This window comes from Citrobacter sp. C6_1 (assembly GCF_014596835.2).
Classification (GTDB): Bacteria; Pseudomonadota; Gammaproteobacteria; order Enterobacterales; family Enterobacteriaceae; genus Citrobacter; species Citrobacter pasteurii.
In genome coordinates this window covers 188,276-205,615 of sequence record NZ_CP115031.1, presented here as the reverse complement: position 1 = coordinate 205,615, position 17,340 = coordinate 188,276, and the positions used below count along the sequence as shown (strand labels likewise).

Annotated in this window: 18 protein-coding genes, 1 tRNA gene and 1 other RNA gene; 3 read left to right on the top strand and 17 right to left on the bottom strand. The window is 49.9% G+C overall.

Annotated elements, in window-relative coordinates; genetic code table 11:
• Positions 1–176 precede the first annotated feature (176 nt).
• The 3 genes from IB196_RS01020 to relB form a co-directional block, all read right to left on the bottom strand.
• Entirely contained in the window at positions 177–284 is a 108-nt protein-coding gene (locus IB196_RS01020; protein ID WP_040231637.1) for a type I toxin-antitoxin system toxin Ldr family protein, read from the bottom strand.
• 71 nt (positions 285–355) lie between these two features.
• Positions 356–643 (bottom strand): type II toxin-antitoxin system RelE/ParE family toxin, encoded by a 288-nt coding sequence (locus IB196_RS01015; protein ID WP_188231986.1) that lies wholly within the window; start codon positions 641–643, stop codon positions 356–358.
• A complete protein-coding gene (gene relB, locus IB196_RS01010; protein ID WP_000534858.1) occupies positions 643–882 on the bottom strand; it encodes a type II toxin-antitoxin system antitoxin RelB in 240 nt (79 codons plus the stop codon). Before relB ends, IB196_RS01015 begins: the two co-directional genes overlap by 1 nt.
• A 242-nt stretch (positions 883–1,124) precedes the next feature.
• Between relB and IB196_RS01005 the strand changes: the two genes are divergently transcribed.
• The gene (locus IB196_RS01005) at positions 1,125–1,526 is read left to right on the top strand and encodes a hypothetical protein (RefSeq protein ID WP_188231985.1); all 402 of its coding nucleotides are present in this window, start codon (positions 1,125–1,127) and stop codon (positions 1,524–1,526) included.
• Between the two features lie 274 nt (positions 1,527–1,800).
• On the opposite strand, the gene IB196_RS01000 is transcribed toward IB196_RS01005, so the two are convergent.
• The 3 genes from IB196_RS01000 to IB196_RS00990 all read right to left on the bottom strand — a co-directional run bounded on the left by IB196_RS01000 (position 1,801) and on the right by IB196_RS00990 (position 4,310).
• Positions 1,801–2,346 carry an Imm42 family immunity protein gene (locus tag IB196_RS01000; protein WP_188231984.1) on the bottom strand — a complete coding sequence of 182 codons (546 nt, stop codon included), beginning with the start codon at positions 2,344–2,346 and terminating at the stop codon, positions 1,801–1,803.
• A 63-nt stretch (positions 2,347–2,409) separates the two neighbouring features.
• Positions 2,410–2,640: a hypothetical protein gene (locus IB196_RS00995; protein ID WP_188231983.1), complete on the bottom strand. Its 231-nt coding sequence runs from the start codon at positions 2,638–2,640 to the stop codon at positions 2,410–2,412.
• Positions 2,641–2,969: 329 nt separating this feature from the next.
• Positions 2,970–4,310: an ISNCY family transposase gene (locus IB196_RS00990; RefSeq protein ID WP_123924670.1), complete on the bottom strand. Its 1,341-nt coding sequence runs from the start codon at positions 4,308–4,310 to the stop codon at positions 2,970–2,972.
• 502 nt (positions 4,311–4,812) lie between these two features.
• Between IB196_RS00990 and megL the strand changes: the two genes are divergently transcribed.
• Complete coding sequence (gene megL, locus IB196_RS00985) at positions 4,813–6,009, top strand: methionine gamma-lyase (RefSeq protein ID WP_005133841.1); 1,197 nt, start codon at positions 4,813–4,815, stop codon at positions 6,007–6,009.
• Between the two features lie 117 nt (positions 6,010–6,126).
• Positions 6,127–7,425, top strand: coding sequence for an amino acid permease (locus IB196_RS00980; protein ID WP_040231636.1), 1,299 nt, complete (start codon positions 6,127–6,129; stop codon positions 7,423–7,425).
• A gap of 33 nt (positions 7,426–7,458) precedes the next feature.
• On the opposite strand, the gene IB196_RS00975 is transcribed toward IB196_RS00980, so the two are convergent.
• From IB196_RS00975 to eptB, 11 genes are all read right to left on the bottom strand, one after another.
• A complete protein-coding gene (locus tag IB196_RS00975; protein ID WP_040231634.1) occupies positions 7,459–8,661 on the bottom strand; it encodes a sigma 54-interacting transcriptional regulator in 1,203 nt (400 codons plus the stop codon).
• Between the two features lie 176 nt (positions 8,662–8,837).
• Complete coding sequence (gene dppF / locus IB196_RS00970; protein WP_005133838.1) at positions 8,838–9,842, bottom strand: dipeptide ABC transporter ATP-binding subunit DppF; 1,005 nt, start codon at positions 9,840–9,842, stop codon at positions 8,838–8,840.
• A complete protein-coding gene (gene dppD, locus IB196_RS00965) occupies positions 9,839–10,822 on the bottom strand; it encodes a dipeptide ABC transporter ATP-binding protein (protein ID WP_005133837.1) in 984 nt (327 codons plus the stop codon). Before dppD ends, dppF begins: the two co-directional genes overlap by 4 nt.
• Positions 10,823–10,832: 10 nt before the next feature.
• Positions 10,833–11,735 carry a dipeptide ABC transporter permease DppC gene (dppC, locus tag IB196_RS00960; RefSeq protein WP_003837734.1) on the bottom strand — a complete coding sequence of 301 codons (903 nt, stop codon included), beginning with the start codon at positions 11,733–11,735 and terminating at the stop codon, positions 10,833–10,835.
• 9 nt (positions 11,736–11,744) lie between these two features.
• Positions 11,745–12,764, bottom strand: a complete 1,020-nt coding sequence (dppB, locus tag IB196_RS00955; RefSeq protein WP_003837733.1) for a dipeptide ABC transporter permease DppB — start codon at positions 12,762–12,764, stop codon at positions 11,745–11,747.
• 166 nt (positions 12,765–12,930) lie between these two features.
• Positions 12,931–14,538 carry a dipeptide ABC transporter periplasmic-binding protein DppA gene (gene dppA, locus IB196_RS00950; protein ID WP_040231632.1) on the bottom strand — a complete coding sequence of 536 codons (1,608 nt, stop codon included), beginning with the start codon at positions 14,536–14,538 and terminating at the stop codon, positions 12,931–12,933.
• Positions 14,453–14,689, bottom strand: a complete 237-nt coding sequence (locus IB196_RS00945) for a hypothetical protein (RefSeq protein WP_167335598.1) — start codon at positions 14,687–14,689, stop codon at positions 14,453–14,455. The genes dppA and IB196_RS00945 overlap by 86 nt, the downstream gene beginning before the upstream one ends.
• Positions 14,690–14,898: 209 nt before the next feature.
• Positions 14,899–15,195, bottom strand: a complete 297-nt coding sequence (locus tag IB196_RS00940) for a hypothetical protein (protein ID WP_040231631.1) — start codon at positions 15,193–15,195, stop codon at positions 14,899–14,901.
• A gap of 85 nt (positions 15,196–15,280) precedes the next feature.
• Positions 15,281–15,399, bottom strand: a non-coding RNA gene (locus tag IB196_RS00935) — RtT sRNA.
• 34 nt (positions 15,400–15,433) lie between these two features.
• Positions 15,434–15,510 (bottom strand) — tRNA-Pro (locus IB196_RS00930).
• A gap of 90 nt (positions 15,511–15,600) precedes the next feature.
• Positions 15,601–17,292: a kdo(2)-lipid A phosphoethanolamine 7''-transferase gene (gene eptB / locus IB196_RS00925; RefSeq protein ID WP_188231982.1), complete on the bottom strand. Its 1,692-nt coding sequence runs from the start codon at positions 17,290–17,292 to the stop codon at positions 15,601–15,603.
• Between the last annotated feature and the right edge of the window lie 48 nt (positions 17,293–17,340).

Sequence of the window (17,340 nt, the reverse complement as noted above, 5' to 3'; positions counted from 1 at the left end):
AGCGGTATTAAGAGAGGCGGTATCTGAAAACTTCCCAGCGTGCATTATCGCGACAGGATAGGCACCTGGCGACGAGATTTATCTGCATTTAACGCGAAAAAGGCCGCAAGATTAAATCCTGCGGCCTGGTTCGGGCGCATGTTGCCATTACGGCAGGCAGACCCCCATGAAGCACATTACTTCCGGTTATGTAGCCAGTTCACAATCAGGCTGGCGATAATGCCAGCGATGATCGGTGCTGCCAGATCGTGCCAGAAGGCTGTGCCCAGTTGCATGAGCGTCATATAGCCGCCTGTGTGTCAACGCAAAGTAGAAGTGGCACCTTCACTGCGAAACAGAGATGTCCTGCTTTGTTTCAGAGAATGCGTTTGACCGCCTCGCTATACACTTTCGAGCGTTCTCTTTTCCCAACAGAAATCACGAAGACGACTACTTTCTCGTCTATAACCTGGTATACAAGGCGATAGCCTGAAGACCGGAGCTTAATCTTGTAACAATCAGGCATACCACGAAGCTTATTCACTTCAATCCGGGGTGACTCAAGTACTTCAGCCAGCTTCTTTTTCAACTGCTCACGTACTGTCGAACCCAGCTTTCGCCATTCCTTTAGTGCGCGCTCGTCAAAATCCAGTAAATACGCCATCAGAGCTCATCCAGAGTCACACGTACTGGCTTAGGATTGCGAAGACGCTCTTTCACTATCTCCACGAGTTCAGCGTCTTCATCACTCAGGAGTGTCTGTTTGAACGGCAAACGTTCATTGTCAGCGATATATTCAAGCATGAGACGAAGCGCTTCAGAGGGAGTAACACCCATTTTTTCAAGCGCTGCGTAAGAACGCGCTTTAAGTTCATCGTCAATACGCAGGTTAATGCTACCCATGTCTTACCTCTGTTGTAATTACAAATGTCATTACAATTATTGCACCACAAAATGCTTATAGCAAGCTACAAAGGTAGTCTGAAATCGAGACATCAGAAAGGCGATTACTGTCCGCTTTATGCCAGGAGTGGACGTGGAGAACAACAGTCTTAGTTGGTCAACGAGGAGCAGGTTAGCGGTTGTTGTCAAAGCCAGGCTTGATAGGTTTAAATATTGCATTCACAATGGTAGGGATTCTACACATGAAAAAACAATTGTTACTGCTTATATTGCTCATCACTTCCCAATCGTGGGCAAATCAACCCTTCCCGGGGGAGCAAGCTAAACAAATGGCTGAAGCAGCATGCCTATACCAATACAATGTCATCTACTCTCGCTTTACTTTGGGTTTTTCTGAGGAAAAAGCAATTCAGGCATCGTCTAAAATATTGACTAATTATTTGGAGAGTCATAAAGAAAATGCAGGGGATTTTTTTCTCTCCTCGATTCGTAGAAGCACAATTGCACAATTACGGGAGTTAGAAGTAAATAAAGCGGCAGTTCAGCAACTAAGAACTCCCCCACCAGATTTTAAAGATAAGTTTTTATCCTCTTGTAATGAAATGAAAAAAGAGCAATTGGAAACTATGCATGTTTTTGGTTAAATTCAGCATACATACATACATACATACTGATGTGCTTATTTTTCGGCCATCGCATTTATTACTTTTGACCGTCGCTCGTAGCGGATCTCGCGGCGCTTCAGGCGGTCCGATTCGTGCCAGGAGAGGAAGTTTGCAACATGGTTTGTGCCCATTGAGTAGAGGAATTTCGCGCATATTTAAGCTGAATACTGGGCGTTACAAACACCCTCGCTGTGATTTTCTCAGATGAGGATATAAGTGGTTTAAATGCAAAATCCCTAGCCCTTGAATGTCATTAACGATCTATTTGTAATAAAGAAGTGGTATATTCCTTAAAGCTTGAAATTATTTTATTAATTTCGATTTTTTCTATAGTTATATCTTCTATAACAGGGTGCTTTATATCTTGCCAAACGCGTCTCTCACCATGTGAGACTAATTCAAATACCTTACCACCTAAGATTCTAACGAAATTTTTGTTCGAAACGGCAAAAAAACATGCTCCAGATTCTAAAATGATCGTGGGTGAAGCATTGAACTTACAAATTCCATCAGGATATTCATCCTCTGACGTGGGCTGTGGGTAAGCCATTTTATACAGATATTCAAAAGCTTTATCCGTAGATGCATTAAATATTTCATCATCACATGGCATAGCTATAAGAGCATTTTCAGAATCAATAACATCATCATAATCAACGAATAAGGTCGATGTGCGGATATCATTAGGATACATACTCCCGTTCAAAAAGAAATAAAAAAAACCATTCTTTATAGAATCGCCCCACTGCGGAACGTATTCAATCCAGATTGCAAAGCGATAGGGATCACCAAAAATCATAATATTCCTTTACCGAATAGTTGATCGATTTAGAGAAGTTCTGTTCGAAGCACATCAATGCTCTTAAGAATTTATGGTCTTTTTATATAGTAACCACTCATCCCAGGCATTTTGCGCATCAATATCGGGATAGCCTCGGCTTTCGATCATGTCCTTGGCAATCTCAGCAGGTAACTCAATAGCAGTAGCATCATCACGGATTGACTCAACATCCTCTCGTGTCAATTCTCGTCCGAAGTCCTTCTCTTTGGCTTCAAGCAGCACAACAAGGGCAGGAATAAACACAATAGCCATGATTTGCAATACTCCGTAAATGATTAAATTTAATTCATTTTGGCATAGATATCATGTCAATACATACCTTATAGCCACTGCATAACTGGAAAAATTTTATATTTGAGTTCGTTCGTGAGGTGTAAACGTCCGCTCCTCGCTCGTTGCTGACATTAACTAAGACGATTTACCATAACACCTCATTACGCGTACCGCTCAGACGGGCTGAGAGCGTTTCTGGCATATCCCCGGTAAAAGAAGTAACAAACCACCCGAAAATGAACGCCAGAAACGCAACTTAAGAATCTACCCGATGAATGGATATGCACTCAACTGAATAGCTCCTGGTTTCAATCTATTTTATCGGGATCAGACTTCTTTTTGGGTAATTTCGGGGGCTTCACTTGCTGATGACTTTGCGTTCGGCGCGTGAGCCAGGGATGGTCAGCTTTAGGTTTGACATAGTATTTTGAGCGTAAATCAATGCGGGCATTATCCACTCGTTCATGGACACTCTTTTCATCATCCAGTGGTATAGGCTCCGGACCATCAACATACTTTTCCCAGCCCAGCGCTTTCCCGTCATAAAGAACCTTAATTTCACCGTCAAAATTCTCGCATACCGTAACAACTGAATGCCTAAGTCGATATCCCCGGCCCTCACTGCGTACCTGAAACGCACTGCTTTTGTACTGGAAAGTGAGGTTTTTAGACAGAACGCGCTTCGCCTGCAGGCTGAAGATATAACCCAGTTCCTCTTCAGAATGGTGTACATCAAGATGCGCGTTATCAGCAGTACGAGGCGACGTAGCGAACCGGTTGTTATAGGCTTCAATAAAGGTCGGCAACCATGCGTTTGCTGTTTCAATATCACTGATACCCTGAAGCCGCATTTCTTTGACCAGCCTGTCCTGTAGAGTCTGATTGGCGCGCTCAACCCGCCCTTTTGCCTGCGGGCTGTTGGCATGGATAGGCTCGATACCCAGCGTCTTTATCGCACGAGTGAACTGAGTCAACTCACCTTCCCGCTCCGGGTTATTTACCCTGAATATACTGTGCCTGTCAGAGTAGAGAGCCAGCGGTACGCCATGATCATTAAGGTAACCCCGGAGGGTTTCCATATAAGCCCGGGTTGTTTCAGCTGGAGCGAAGCGCAGCGCCATCAAAGCACTGGTGGCATCATCAATAAAAACGATCAGTGTGCATCTGGGGCCTCGATTTTCAAACCAGTCATGAGGTGAGCCATCAATCTGGATCAGTTCACCGTAGGATGGACGTCGCATGCGGCGTTGATAAATACGGGCAATTTTACGACGGCGCTCACGCCATAGCCCCTCCTCTACCATCCACTTTCTGAGAGTTTCAACGGATAAAGATAAACCGTGTATCTCGCGCAATTTTTCGCACGCAAGTGTAGGTCCGAAATCGGCGTAGCTGCCTTTAAGGAGTGAAATTACTGTTGCTCTGAATTCGATAGAAAAGGAATTATTGGGACGCTTTCCACGGCGGCGAGAAACTAGACCAGAAGACCCTTCATTTCGATAACGTTGCACCAGACGTTTAACCTGCCGAATAGAAATGCCAATGCGTGCCGCAGCTTGTTCCTGAGTAATATGGCGAGTAAGTGACTCCTGAATAATCTGAAGTCGGTTGAGTTCCTTATGGCTCATCGTAACAGTCTCTTTGATCATGAAAAATCCCCCAGAGAATTGTCTGGGGACATTTTAGAATGGTTCAAAGGGGACATTACAGCTTGGTGTTAACAATATAGCCGCCTGTGTTGCAATGGCAACTGTTCGCGGCTATTCTTGAGTTGTTGAGGTTCAAGTTAGCCCCCGTTTTGTTGCCAGGTTTATACCGAACAACGTGCGGGGGTTTTCTCTTTCCAGCAACCTATGCCGCCGGGGATCAAGCCCCCGCAACATCGCGCCTCACCGGGTAAACCCGGCTTGCTGCTGATTCTACGGTAACCTTTTCGCCCTGGCACCCCGGCGCCATCCACTCTGCGTGAAGCCTCGCAATTACGGCGCTACAAATTCGATATGACTGGAAAGATTGTTGCCAGTTGGCAACTTTCCTGACGCTCCTCTGAAACAAAAACCATCTAATTCATTGATATTTAAATCTTAATTTTCTGGCACAGCAATTGCTATTTGAGTGTGAGCTGTTCTGTTCCGAATTAAAGGAGATATCATGTCTGACTGTCGTACTTACGGATTCAATACCCAGATCGTTCACGCGGGGCAACAACCCGACCCCTCAACCGGCGCGCTCAGTACGCCTATCTTCCAGACTTCAACGTTTGTTTTTGACAGCGCCGAACAGGGTGCCGCCCGCTTTGCGCTCGAAGAGTCCGGGTACATTTATACCCGTTTGGGTAACCCCACCACCGATGCGCTGGAGAAAAAACTGGCAGTTCTGGAAAGGGGTGAAGCCGCGCTGGCAACGGCATCCGGCATTTCCGCCATCACCACAACGCTGCTGACGTTGTGCCAACAGGGCGACCATATCGTTTCCGCCAGCGCGATTTATGGCTGTACTCACGCATTTCTGTCGCACAGCATGCCGAAGTTCGGCATTAACGTGAGTTTTGTCGACGCCGCGAAACCGGAAGAAATCCGCGCCGCGATGCGCCCGGAAACTAGAGTTGTGTATATCGAAACGCCCGCCAACCCGACGCTCTCATTGGTTGATATCGAAACAGTGGCGGGTATTGCCCACCAGCAAGGCGCTTTGCTGGTCGTGGATAACACCTTTATGTCGCCATATTGTCAGCAGCCTCTGCAATTGGGCGCAGACATCGTGGTTCACAGTGTAACCAAGTACATTAACGGACACGGTGATGTGATTGGCGGCATCATTGTCGGGAAACAGGAGTTTATCGACCAGGCGCGGTTTGTCGGTTTGAAGGATATTACCGGTGGCTGTATGAGCCCTTTCAACGCCTGGCTAACCCTACGCGGCGTTAAAACATTGGGCATTCGTATGGAACGTCACTGTGAAAACGCGCTAAAAATTGCCCGTTTCCTGGAAGGACATCCCTCCATTACCCGCGTGTATTATCCAGGTCTGACTTCGCACCCACAGTATGCGCTGGGCCAACGGCAGATGAGCCTGCCAGGGGGAATTATCAGCTTTGAAATTGCCGGCGGCCTCGATGCTGGCAGACGGATGATCAATTCTGTAGAATTGTGCCTCCTCGCGGTCAGTCTCGGTGATACCGAAACCCTCATTCAGCACCCAGCGTCTATGACACATTCGCCCGTTGCGCCTGAGGAACGGCTTAAAGCAGGTATTACCGACGGACTTATCCGTCTTTCTGTCGGTCTTGAAGATCCAGAAGATATTATTAACGACCTTGAACACGCCATCAGAAAGGCAACATTCTGACCATTACGACCTGAACCGACGACGCTCGGTTCAGGTCGTTGAGCATCAAGGCACAACAGTCTGGCTATACGCGCACTCCTTTTTTGGGGAGAACGGGTATTTTGGGCAGGGGGTTCTATGCAGGACAACACAATACAATTAAGCAACAATACAGCAACCGCCGTACCATTCTCAAAGAAAATACCGTTTACAAAATACGATTTTGGCTGGGTATTACTGTGCATCGGCATGGCAATTGGTGCGGGTACAGTTCTGATGCCGGTACAAATTGGCTTAACCGGCATTTGGGTTTTTATTGTCGCCTTTATTATCGCTTACCCGGCAACGTATATTGTGCAGGACATTTATTTAAAAACATTATCCGAAAGTGAAACCTGCAATGACTACACCGATATTATAAGTCATTACCTTGGAAAAAACTGGGGTGTATTCCTCGGTGTAATTTACTTTTTGATGATTATTCATGGAATATTCATCTATTCATTATCGGTTGTTTTTGACAGTGCCTCATATATAAAAACCTTCGGGCTAACCGATACCGACCTTTCGCAATCAATCATCTATAAAGTCGCTATTTTTGCGGTACTGGTCGCCATTGCTTCCGGTGGAGAAAAACTACTGTTCAAAATCTCCGGTCCGATGGTGGTGGTAAAAGTCGGCATTATCATCATCTTCGGCTTTGCGATGGTCCCTCACTGGAACTTCAGCAATATCAGCGCCTTTCCTGAAGCATCGGTCTTCTTTCGCGATGTGCTGTTGACTATCCCATTCTGCTTCTTCTCGGCGGTGTTTATTCAGGTGCTGAACCCCATGAACATTGCCTACCGCAAACGGGTGGCTGACCGGGTGCTGGCAACGCGCATGGCCATTCGTACCCACCGCATCAGCTACATTACGTTGATTGCAGTAATCCTGTTTTTCTCATTCTCATTTACCTTTTCGATTAGCCACGAAGAGGCCGTTTCAGCCTTCGAACAGAATATTTCTGCACTGGCTCTGGCGGCGCAGGTCATTCCTGGTCAGATTATTCACATCACCTCAACGATATTGAATATCTTTGCTGTTCTGACCGCATTCTTCGGTATTTACCTGGGCTTCCATGAAGCGATTAAAGGGATTATCCTTAACGTACTTAGCCGTGTAATTGATGTTGAGAAAATAAACCCACTAGTACTTACATTGGGTATTTGCACGTTTATCGTTATTACGCTGGTGATTTGGGTATCGTTTCGCGTATCGGTACTGGTGTTCTTCCAGTTAGGCAGTCCGCTATATGGAATTGTGTCGTGTATTATTCCGTTTTTCTTGATCTATAAAGTGGCGCAACTGGAAAAACTGCGCGGGCTAAAAACCTGGCTAATCCTGATCTATGGGGTTTTACTGTGCCTGTCACCACTGTTAAAACTGATTGAATAACCCGATGACAGCGCCGTCAATGTCTGGCGGCGCTTAACTCACGCTCTCAAGCTGGTAGCTACGAATTTTGTTCAATACCGTGGTATGCGATACGCCCAGCGCCTTAGCAATATGCCGCGACGACACATTCTCTTCCACCATCTGCTCAATTAACTGACGCTCGGCGTACTGGACCTGTTCTTTAAACGGACGTTGGGTGTGGCGCAATTCGCCTGACGACAGATTCGCCATCCCCAGGTCTTCCCGGGTTATAACATCAGATTCGGCCATCAGCATCAGACGAATAATCGTGTTTTCAAGCTCGCGTACGTTACCCGGCCAACTGTGCTGATGCAAAGCGTCAAAACAGGCTTTATCCAGAATAATTCGCCGTTGGAACTCCTTCGCGTATTTCTGCACAAAGTGGCGGATCAGCAGACTGATATCCTGCGGGCGCTCGCGTAAAGGTGGAATGGTGAGTGATAGTACGTTGATGCGGTAATAGAGATCGGCGCGCAGCAGACGTTGCTCCACCATCTCTTCCAGATTCGCGTTAGTCGCCACAATAATACGCGCATTAACCGGAATGGTTTGTGCCCCGCCAACACGACGGATCCCCCCATCCTGAAGGACACGCAACAATTTGGCCTGTAAGCTCAGCGACATTTCACCAAACTCATCCAGAAAAAGGGTGCCTTTATCAGCCATTTCAAACAGCCCTTTTTTGCCTTTACAGTCCGCACCACTGAAGGCTCCTTTCTCATAGCCAAAAAATTCACTTTCCATTAGCGACTCGGGAAGCGCTGAACAGTTAACCGGAATAAACGGATAAAAACGCCGTGGCCCGGAATTATGGATGGCCCGGGCAAGCAGTTCCTTACCAGTTCCGGTTTCACCACGAACCAAAACGGTATATTTGCTATCCGCGATTCTGATCGCTTTTTCTATCAGCAGTTGCATGCTCTGGCTGCTGCAAATAATGTCAGAAAAATAACGCGGACGTTCCGGTTCAGACATCGACAGTTCGCTTATCTCTTCGCACAGATAAGCAACGTTAATAATATCAGCGCGCTGGCTTAAGCAGGATTGTACGCAGGAAATATCCTGCAACTGGCGACACCAGGATTTAATCAGAATGCGTCCAGGCGTAACTTTCATGGAGATGATATTGATATCACAGCAGGAAAATTCCTTCAGGACATCCTCAACCATCGACAGACGATCAATTGTTTTAATATCCCAGCGTATCGTGACCACATTTGCTCCTGGTAGTTAGCAACTGCGAAGTAGATATTTCTGTGACGAAAGCCAACCTGACTACATTCTAGACACTATGGAATAATGTTCTGCCAATGGACTCACATTGTGGGAGTAAAAACGAATTATAAAAAAACCGGAGCACAAGGCTCCGGTTATTGGGTCATAACCCACGTTTATTGCTGCGGGTTTTCATCCTGGTCAACGGCAAAGCACGCCACCAGTTGACCGCCGTAGTCTTTCAGCTGTGGCTGTAGTTGGGTACAAGGGCCAAAGCGACGGCGGCAACGGGCGTTAAACGCACATCCCGGTGGCGGATTCAGCGGGCTTGGCAGCTCGCCGGTCAGCTTAATACGCTCGCGGCGGTCATCCGGATTCAGGCGCGGTGTCGCAGAAAGCAGCGCCTGCGTATACGGATGGCGTGGATTATTGAAGATCTGATCCTTGGTGCCCTTCTCCACACAACGGCCCAGGTACATCACCATCACTTCATCCGCAATATGTTCCACTACCGACAGGTCGTGCGAGATAAAGACGTAGGACAGCCCCAGCTCCTGCTGCAGATCCATCATCAGGTTCAACACCTGCGCGCGTACGGATACATCCAGCGCGGAAACGGGTTCATCGGCAATCACCACGTCCGGGTCAAGCATCAGGCCACGGGCAATCGCAATACGCTGACGCTGACCGCCGGAGAACATATGCGGATAGCGGTCGTAGTGCTCGGTTTTCAGTCCCACTTTCGCCATCATCGCCAGCGCTTTTTCACGACGCTCCTCTTTGCTGAGCGTGGAGTTGATCAGCAACGGCTCTTCCAGAATCTGCCCAACTTTCTTACGTGGGTTCAGGGAACCGTAGGGGTTCTGGAATACTATCTGGATTTTCTGCCGACGCAGCTTCTGCGCATGCGGGTCGTGCTTGAGTAAATCCTGTCCCTGGTAATACAGCTCACCGCCGGTCGGGATTTCAATCATCGTCAGCAGACGGCCAAGGGTGGATTTCCCACAGCCCGACTCACCTACCACCGCCAGCGTTTTACCGCGATCCAGAGTAAAGGAAACACCATCCAGCGCTTTCACCAGGCGTTCCGGGGCGAACATGCCCTTCTTCACTGGGTAGTGTTTTTTCAGATCAATAGCCTGCAACAGCGGCTGTTGCGCGGCGGCCTTTTGCGTACTCATAGCCCAGGCCTCCCGGCATCATCAAGTGGGTAGTGGCATTTCGACTGACGACCGCCTTCCAGCAGGTTCAGTTCAGGTTCTTCAGCGCGGCATTTGTCGGTCGCATAGGGGCAACGCGGGTTCAGCAAACAGCCGTTCGGGCGATCATATTTACCTGGCACCACGCCCGGCAACGAGGCCAGACGCGCTTTGTCCTGAGCAAACTCCGGCAACGCGCGCAGCAGCGCCTGGGTATAGGGATGGCGCGGCGCGCGGAAAATATCCTGTGCGGCCCCGGTTTCCACGACTTGCCCAGCGTACATCACGATGATTTTGTGCGCCGCTTCGGCCACCAGCGCCAGATCGTGAGTGATCAAGACCAACGCCATGTTCTCTTTTTGCTGCAGTTCCAACAGCAGCTCGATAATCTGTGCCTGAATGGTCACATCCAGCGCCGTTGTCGGTTCGTCGGCAATCAGCAGCTTCGGACGACAGGCAATCGCCATCGCGATCATCACACGCTGGCTCATCCCACCGGACAACTGGTGCGGATAGACATCCAGGCGCGAGGCCGGATCGGGGATCCCCACCAGCGTCAGCAGGTCAATCGCCCGCTGAATACGCGTTTTTTTGTTGCCGCCCTGGTGCACCTTGATGGCTTCCATAATCTGGTAGCCGACGGTGTAGCACGGGTTAAGGCTGGTCATCGGGTCCTGGAAGATCATTGCTACTTCCGCACCCACCAGTTGGCGACGCTCTTTCTCAGAGATGCGCTTCAGGTCGCGACCATTAAACTCCAGATTTTCGGCCATCACGCGGCCTGGGTAGTCAATCAGTCCCATAATCGCCAGCGAGCTGACGGACTTACCAGAACCAGATTCCCCAACAATGCCAACCACTTCACCCTGGTTCACACTGTAGCTAATGCGGTCCACGGCGCGGAATTCGGAACCCACATCACCAAAGTGCACCGATAATTTATCTACATTTAATAACGCCATCTCGAACCTCTTACTGCTTCAGTTTGGGATCGAGCGCGTCACGCAGACCGTCACCCATCAGGTTAAATGCCAGCACCGTCAGCAGGATCGCCAGACCCGGGAAGGTCACGACCCACCAGGCGCTTTGCGCAAACTGCAACACGTCAGAGAGCATGGTGCCCCACTCCGGCGTCGGCGGCTGTGCGCCCATCCCCAGGAAGCCGAGGGCAGCCATATCGAGAATGGCGTTAGAGAAGCCAAGCGACGCCTGAACAATCAGCGGCGCAAGACAGTTAGGCAGAATATTGACGAACATTTGGCGCATCGCGCCGGCTCCCGCCACGCGGGATGCGGTGACGTAGTCGCGGTTAACTTCCACCAGCACAGCGGCGCGCGTCAGACGCACATAGTGCGGCAATGCCACAAACGTCAGCGCCAGCGCAGCGTTGCCTATCGAGGGGCCAAATACCGCCACCAGCACCAGCGCCAGTAACAGGCTCGGCAATGCCAGCATGATATCGACCACACGCATGATGACGTTATCGACAATTCCACCAAAGTAGCCAGCGATCAGCCCAAGAACCACGCCCATCAGCAAGGAGAGTACAACCACCAGACAGCCAACCAACAGCGACAGACGCGCCCCGTACATCAGGCGGGACAGCACGTCGCGGCCCACATCATCAGTACCAAACAGATGCGCCATGGAACCGCCTTCCTGCCATGCCGGAGGAGCCAACAGCGTATCGCGGAACTGGTCTGCCGGGTTGTACGGCGCGAGAACGTTGGCAAAGACCGCAATCAGGATCATCACCACCACGTACACCAGCCCAACAACTGCGCCTTTGTTGCGTTTAAAATAGTGCCAGAACTCCTGCAGCGGGGTCATGGGCACCGGTGCTGCAATAACTTTATTTTCAGTAACCTGTGACATGATGGCCCCTTACTTCTTATGCCGAATACGCGGGTTCACCACGCCGTACAGCAGGTCTACCAGCAGGTTGACGAGGATAATCATCGTCGCGACCAGTAATACCCCGCCCTGCACTACCGGATAATCGCGGCGTTGCAGCGCATCGATCAGCCAGCGTCCCAGACCCGGCCACGAGAAGATGGTCTCAGTCAGGATCGCCCCAGCCAGCAATGTACCGACCTGCAGGCCGATAACGGTCACAACGGGCAGCATGGCGTTGCGCAGAGCATGAATGATGATGACACGCATCCGGGTCAGGCCCTTGGCGCGCGCGGTACGGATGTAATCCTCACCCAACACTTCCAGCATCGATGAACGGGTCATACGCACAATGACCGCCAGAGGGATAGTGCCCAGCACCATTGCCGGCAGGACCATATGCGCCAGCGCATCAATAAAGTTGCCCTCTTCACCCCAGATAGCGGTGTCGATTAGCATAAAGCCGGTCAGGGGGTTGGAATCATCAAGGAACACCATGTCGCTCACCCGACCGGAAACCGGCGTCAGGTTCCACTGCACGGAGACCAGCATGATCAGCATCATGCCCCACCAGAAAATAGGCATGGAGTAACCGGTCAGCGCCAAGCCAACGGCGGTGTGATCGAAAATAGAGCCGCGCTTAACGGCAGCAAGAACACCCACCGGGATACCTACTGCGACGGCGAAAATCATCGCGCAGACGCCGAGTTCCAGTGTCGCTTTGAAGCGAGGCACGAACTCTTCCCACACCGGTAAGCGGCTTTTCAGCGAGATACCTAAATCACCATGCATAACCCCCCAGATATAGTGGAGGTACTGCTGCCACATCGGTTTATCCAGACCGAGTTCAGCCAGCAATTGAGCGTGGCGCTCAGGGGAGATCCCACGTTCACCCGCCATGATCATGACCGGATCGCCGGGGATCATATGGACGAAGGCAAAGGTGAGAAGAGTGATACCGATAAACGTGGGGATGACGAGTCCCAAACGTCGGAGAATGAACTGCAACATAACCCGGATTCTCTCTAATGACGCACGGCCTGGAACCGTGAGTCTGTATTGCTCACAAATCTTATCCCACGCAAACTGCATCGTGGGTAAAGCATTACGCCGGATGGCGCTGCGCTTATCCGGCCTACACAATACCGGGGCGCAGCGCTTCCTTGATTGCTTTTAATTATTCGACAGAGACGTTTTCGAAGTGGTGTTTGCCTAATGGATCAACCACATAGCCTTTTACTTCTTTACGCACTGGTTCATACACGGTGGAGTGAGCAACAATCAGAGCCGGGGCTTGATCGTGCATAACAACCTGTGCTTGCTTGTACAGTTCAATACGTTTGTTGTGATCGTCGGTCGCTCGCGCCGGTTGGATCAGGTCTTCAAACGGCTTGTAGCACCAGCGAGAGTAGTTGGAACCGTCTTTCGCTGCCGCACAGCTGAACAGGGTGGCGAAGAAGTTGTCCGGATCCCCGTTGTCACCGGTCCAGCCCATCATCACAGCCTGATGCTCACCCGCTTTGGCGCGTTTCAGGTACTCGCCCCACTCGTAGGTCACAATCTTGGCCTGAACGCCAATTTTCGCCCAGTCAGCCTGAACCATTTCCGCCATACGGCGCGCGTTCGGGTTGTAAGGACGTTGTACCGGCATAGCCCACAGTTCAACGGTAAAGCCTTTGTCCTGACCGGCTTCCTTCAACAGCGCTTTGGCTTTCTCAGGATCGTAGGTGTAGTCTTTAACGTCGTCGTTATAGCCCCACATGGTTGGTGGGATCAGGTTTTTCGCGGCGACGCCAGCGCCCTGATAAACCGCTTTAATGATCGCTTCTTTGTTCACCGCGTAGGTCAGCGCCTGACGAACTTTCACGTCATCAAACGGTTTCTTCTCGGTGTTGAAAGAGAGGTAGCCAACGTTCAGACCGGCCTGCTCCATCAGGTTGATATTTTTATCCTGCTTCATGCGCGCGATATCAGCCGGGTTCGGGTACGGCATCACCTGGCACTCGTTCTTCTGCAGTTTGGCATAACGCACGGAAGCGTCAGGCGTAATGGAGAAGACCAGACGGTCGATTTTAGGCTTAGTGCCCCAGTAACCTTCGAATGCTTTATACAGAATACGGGAGTCTTTCTGGTACTGCTGCAGCTGGAACGGACCGGTACCGATTGGGTTCAGATCCACTTTCTCCGGGGAACCGGCTTTCAGCATGTTGTCTGCATATTCTTTGGAAAGAATAGAAGCGAAGTCCATCGCCAGGTCAGCCAGGAACGGTGCTTCCGGGCGAGTCAGCACGAACTGAACAGTTTTATCATCCACTTTTTTCACTTCGGCGATCAGGTCTGGCAGACCCATCCCTTCGAAGTATTCATAGCTGCCGCCAGACACTTTGTGGTACGGGTTCTGGGCATTTTTCTGACGATCGAAAGAGAACACCACGTCATCGGCGTTTAAATCGCGCGTCGGTTTGAAATCTTTGTTGTCCTGCCACTTCACGCCAGGGCGAAGGTGGAAGGTATAGGTTTTACCGTCTTCGCTGATTTCCCACTTCTCAGCAAGGCCCGGGATCACTTCAGTTGTACCGGTTTTGAACTCGACCAGGCGGTTATAGATCGGCACGGAGCTGGCATCATAGGTGGTACCAGAGGTGAAAAGCTGTGGGTTAAAGCCTTCAGGAGATCCTTCTGAACAATAAACCAGAGTTTTAGCCTGTACGCTTGCTGCGACGGTCATAGCCACCAGGCTCAGACCAAGCTTCAGCATCCCTGACTTCTTCAAGGAAATACTCATTCTTCTGCTCCAAATGTGATGTTTGTTGTTTTACCCTTTGCAGTGGGTTTGCACCGCCTGGCCTTTTTTGTTTTTTACCCGGCCGGGTCGGCGTTAAGAGGATGGGGATTCCGTTCACATAAGCGACTGAGTTGCAGTGCAGATTCTCCATGAAATGCCCCTCATGCCCTACAATCTGTCAACAGAATGTGAAAACGTCAATACAGGTAACCACGATTTACATCAACGGTGAGAATTGGCAAACAAAGATTAAAAAAAGTGCAAGCGGGTATTTTCAGCAGGGAAATTTGTGCTACGCGCACTATGCCAGAATAAACATCTTCATATTCAGAAACATTTAGTGATTAACATTTATGCAAATTATGAAAATTTTCTCAACACATGCTGCATATCTGAGCGATTAATACCATGAACGTTAAAACGCACAGCGGAAAATGCTGGGTTCAGCCATAAGTAACGCAAAAAAAGATTCAAGCAAATATAAAAAAAGGCAATGGAATATGTCACAGAATCGTTAACAGTCAGTGGGAAGTGGTGCACAATTTTTGCAGATAAAATGAAGGTCAAAGGTGGGGTTGGAATAACACCATACACGCCGGGATGAAACTGAGCCTGTAGGCCGGATAAGGCGTCTGCGCCGCCATCCGGCGATGCCAAAATGCTGCAATATTTTGCCTGATGGCGCTGCGCTTATCAGGCCTACAAAGCAAAAAACCCTGCTCGCTGAGCAGGGTTTTGAATTTGGTCGGTGATAGAGGATTACTCGCCACTGCGGGCCGTTGCTGGCGCAACGTTCTCTCGCTCCGCTCGAGTCGAACCTCTTGCCCCCGGAGGTTCTCATCCTCGTGGATTCCGGAAAATAAAAAGCCCGCTCAAAGAGCGGGCTTTTCTAATTTGGTCGGTGATAGAGGATTCGAACCTCCGACCCCTTCGTCCCGAACGAAGTGCGCTACCAGGCTGCGCCAATCACCGAATGCGGGGCGCATCTTACTGCTCAGCTGCACGCCCGTCAATCCCTTAGTATCAAAATGCCATTCGATCGGCGAGAAAGTCAGCAGCCCACTACTGGACTACAGCCTTCTTGTCGTCCGGGACATGACACCAGTTGTTATTCTCATTTATACCGCCATTTGGCGAGGTATAACCGAGGCAACCGAGAATAGTGTCGTACAGTTCAACATGGCGACGCGGAACCTTTATATCAGCCTCCTGCTTAAGGTGGGCGAAGGCTTTCGCATGATCGGGGTCTTCCAGATACTTATCAGACATCCACACCATCATAGGAACGCGGAACTGCTCTGGCGGTGCCATTTTACGTGGCGTACCGTGCAGGTGCTCCCGTTCGTTAATCGACTCACCGTGATCGGCAGCATAGAACACAATCGCTTTCTTATCGCGCAGCTGGTCAAACACTTTGGTGATAAAGTGGTCAACATAGGTCACCGAGTTATCAAATGAGTTAATCATCTGCGCTTTCGAACAACCGCTGTCAACATTGACACACTCCGGCTTCCACTGGGCGTACTCACGGGTATAGCGCTGCGTGTAGTTAAAGTGCGAGCCTTTGGTATGCAGGATAATCAGGTGCTTACCATTATCGTCCGGTTTGATTGATTGCTGCATCTCAGAGATCAGCAGCATATCGTCAACCGTTTTGCCACGGTTACGCGGCTCAGCGCCAATCTGCTCACGATATGCGATGTTCTCAGCCATCGTGTTGCTGTAAAACCACATCTCACTTTGCATCGCGTAGAGATCGGTATTAAAACCTAGCTGGCTGAGTACGGAAAAGACGTTTTGTTCTTTCAGCGTACGCTGCGGGTTTTCCTCTGCTCCGCCTTCACGAACAAACATACAGCGTAGCGAAAGTTTGGTTGCCGTATCACACGAATATCCGCGGAAAGCGGCCAGGTTTTTTTCCTGAGCCAGCCTTGGCGTAGTATTTCTCTCGTAGCCAAAAATACCCATATGATCCCAGCGGGTCGTTTCGCCGATAATAAAGACCACGTAGGTGTCGTCGAGGTTTTTGGGCGCAACATAGGTAAACTTCTTCGCCGGGTTCATCAGCGATTTGTTGTCTGAAGATTCATCCACCTGCGCCCAGGCATACAGACCCAGCGCGGACAGCCAGTTTGAAGGCAAATATGAATTTGCCACTACGCCACCGTAGCTGGGCAAATCAATACCGGTTTCCCGTTCTACTGATCTCTGCTGTATTCCAAGTAAACGAATCGGCGCCCACACCATCAAACCAGCCAACAGAACAACGGCCACACTACGCCATCTCATACCTGGCGTACGTATTTGTTTTAGCAGGGTATAGCGGCAGCGGTTACTCCAGATAAGCAGCAACGGCAAAATGCTGACCGACACCAACCACACGATAAAATGCCAGCCGACAACTTCTTTTGATAAATCAATATCGGTTGTCATGACCGAGGCAATAATGCCGTAGCCAATGACCACATTCAGGAAGGTCATGTAATAGCTGGCACCAGCGGAACACAGCACCACAAAGGTAGCCAGTACGCGCCATGCTCGCCGACCAAACAGAGACAACAGACGAAGTAAAAAGAAGGTAACCAGCACGGTGCCGGCCAATTCAACAACCGCAGAGATTCCTTTCAACGCGGTAAATTCCTGCACATAGCTGCCGAAGCGGCGATAAAAAACTGCGCAGTTCATAAACAGACCGATATAGATCGCAAGCAAGAAGCTAAGCTTTTGCTGCGTCATCGATTTAATGTATCTCATGCAAAAAAACCCTGGGAATCGGGATAAAAACACCCTGTGAAGTGGTCA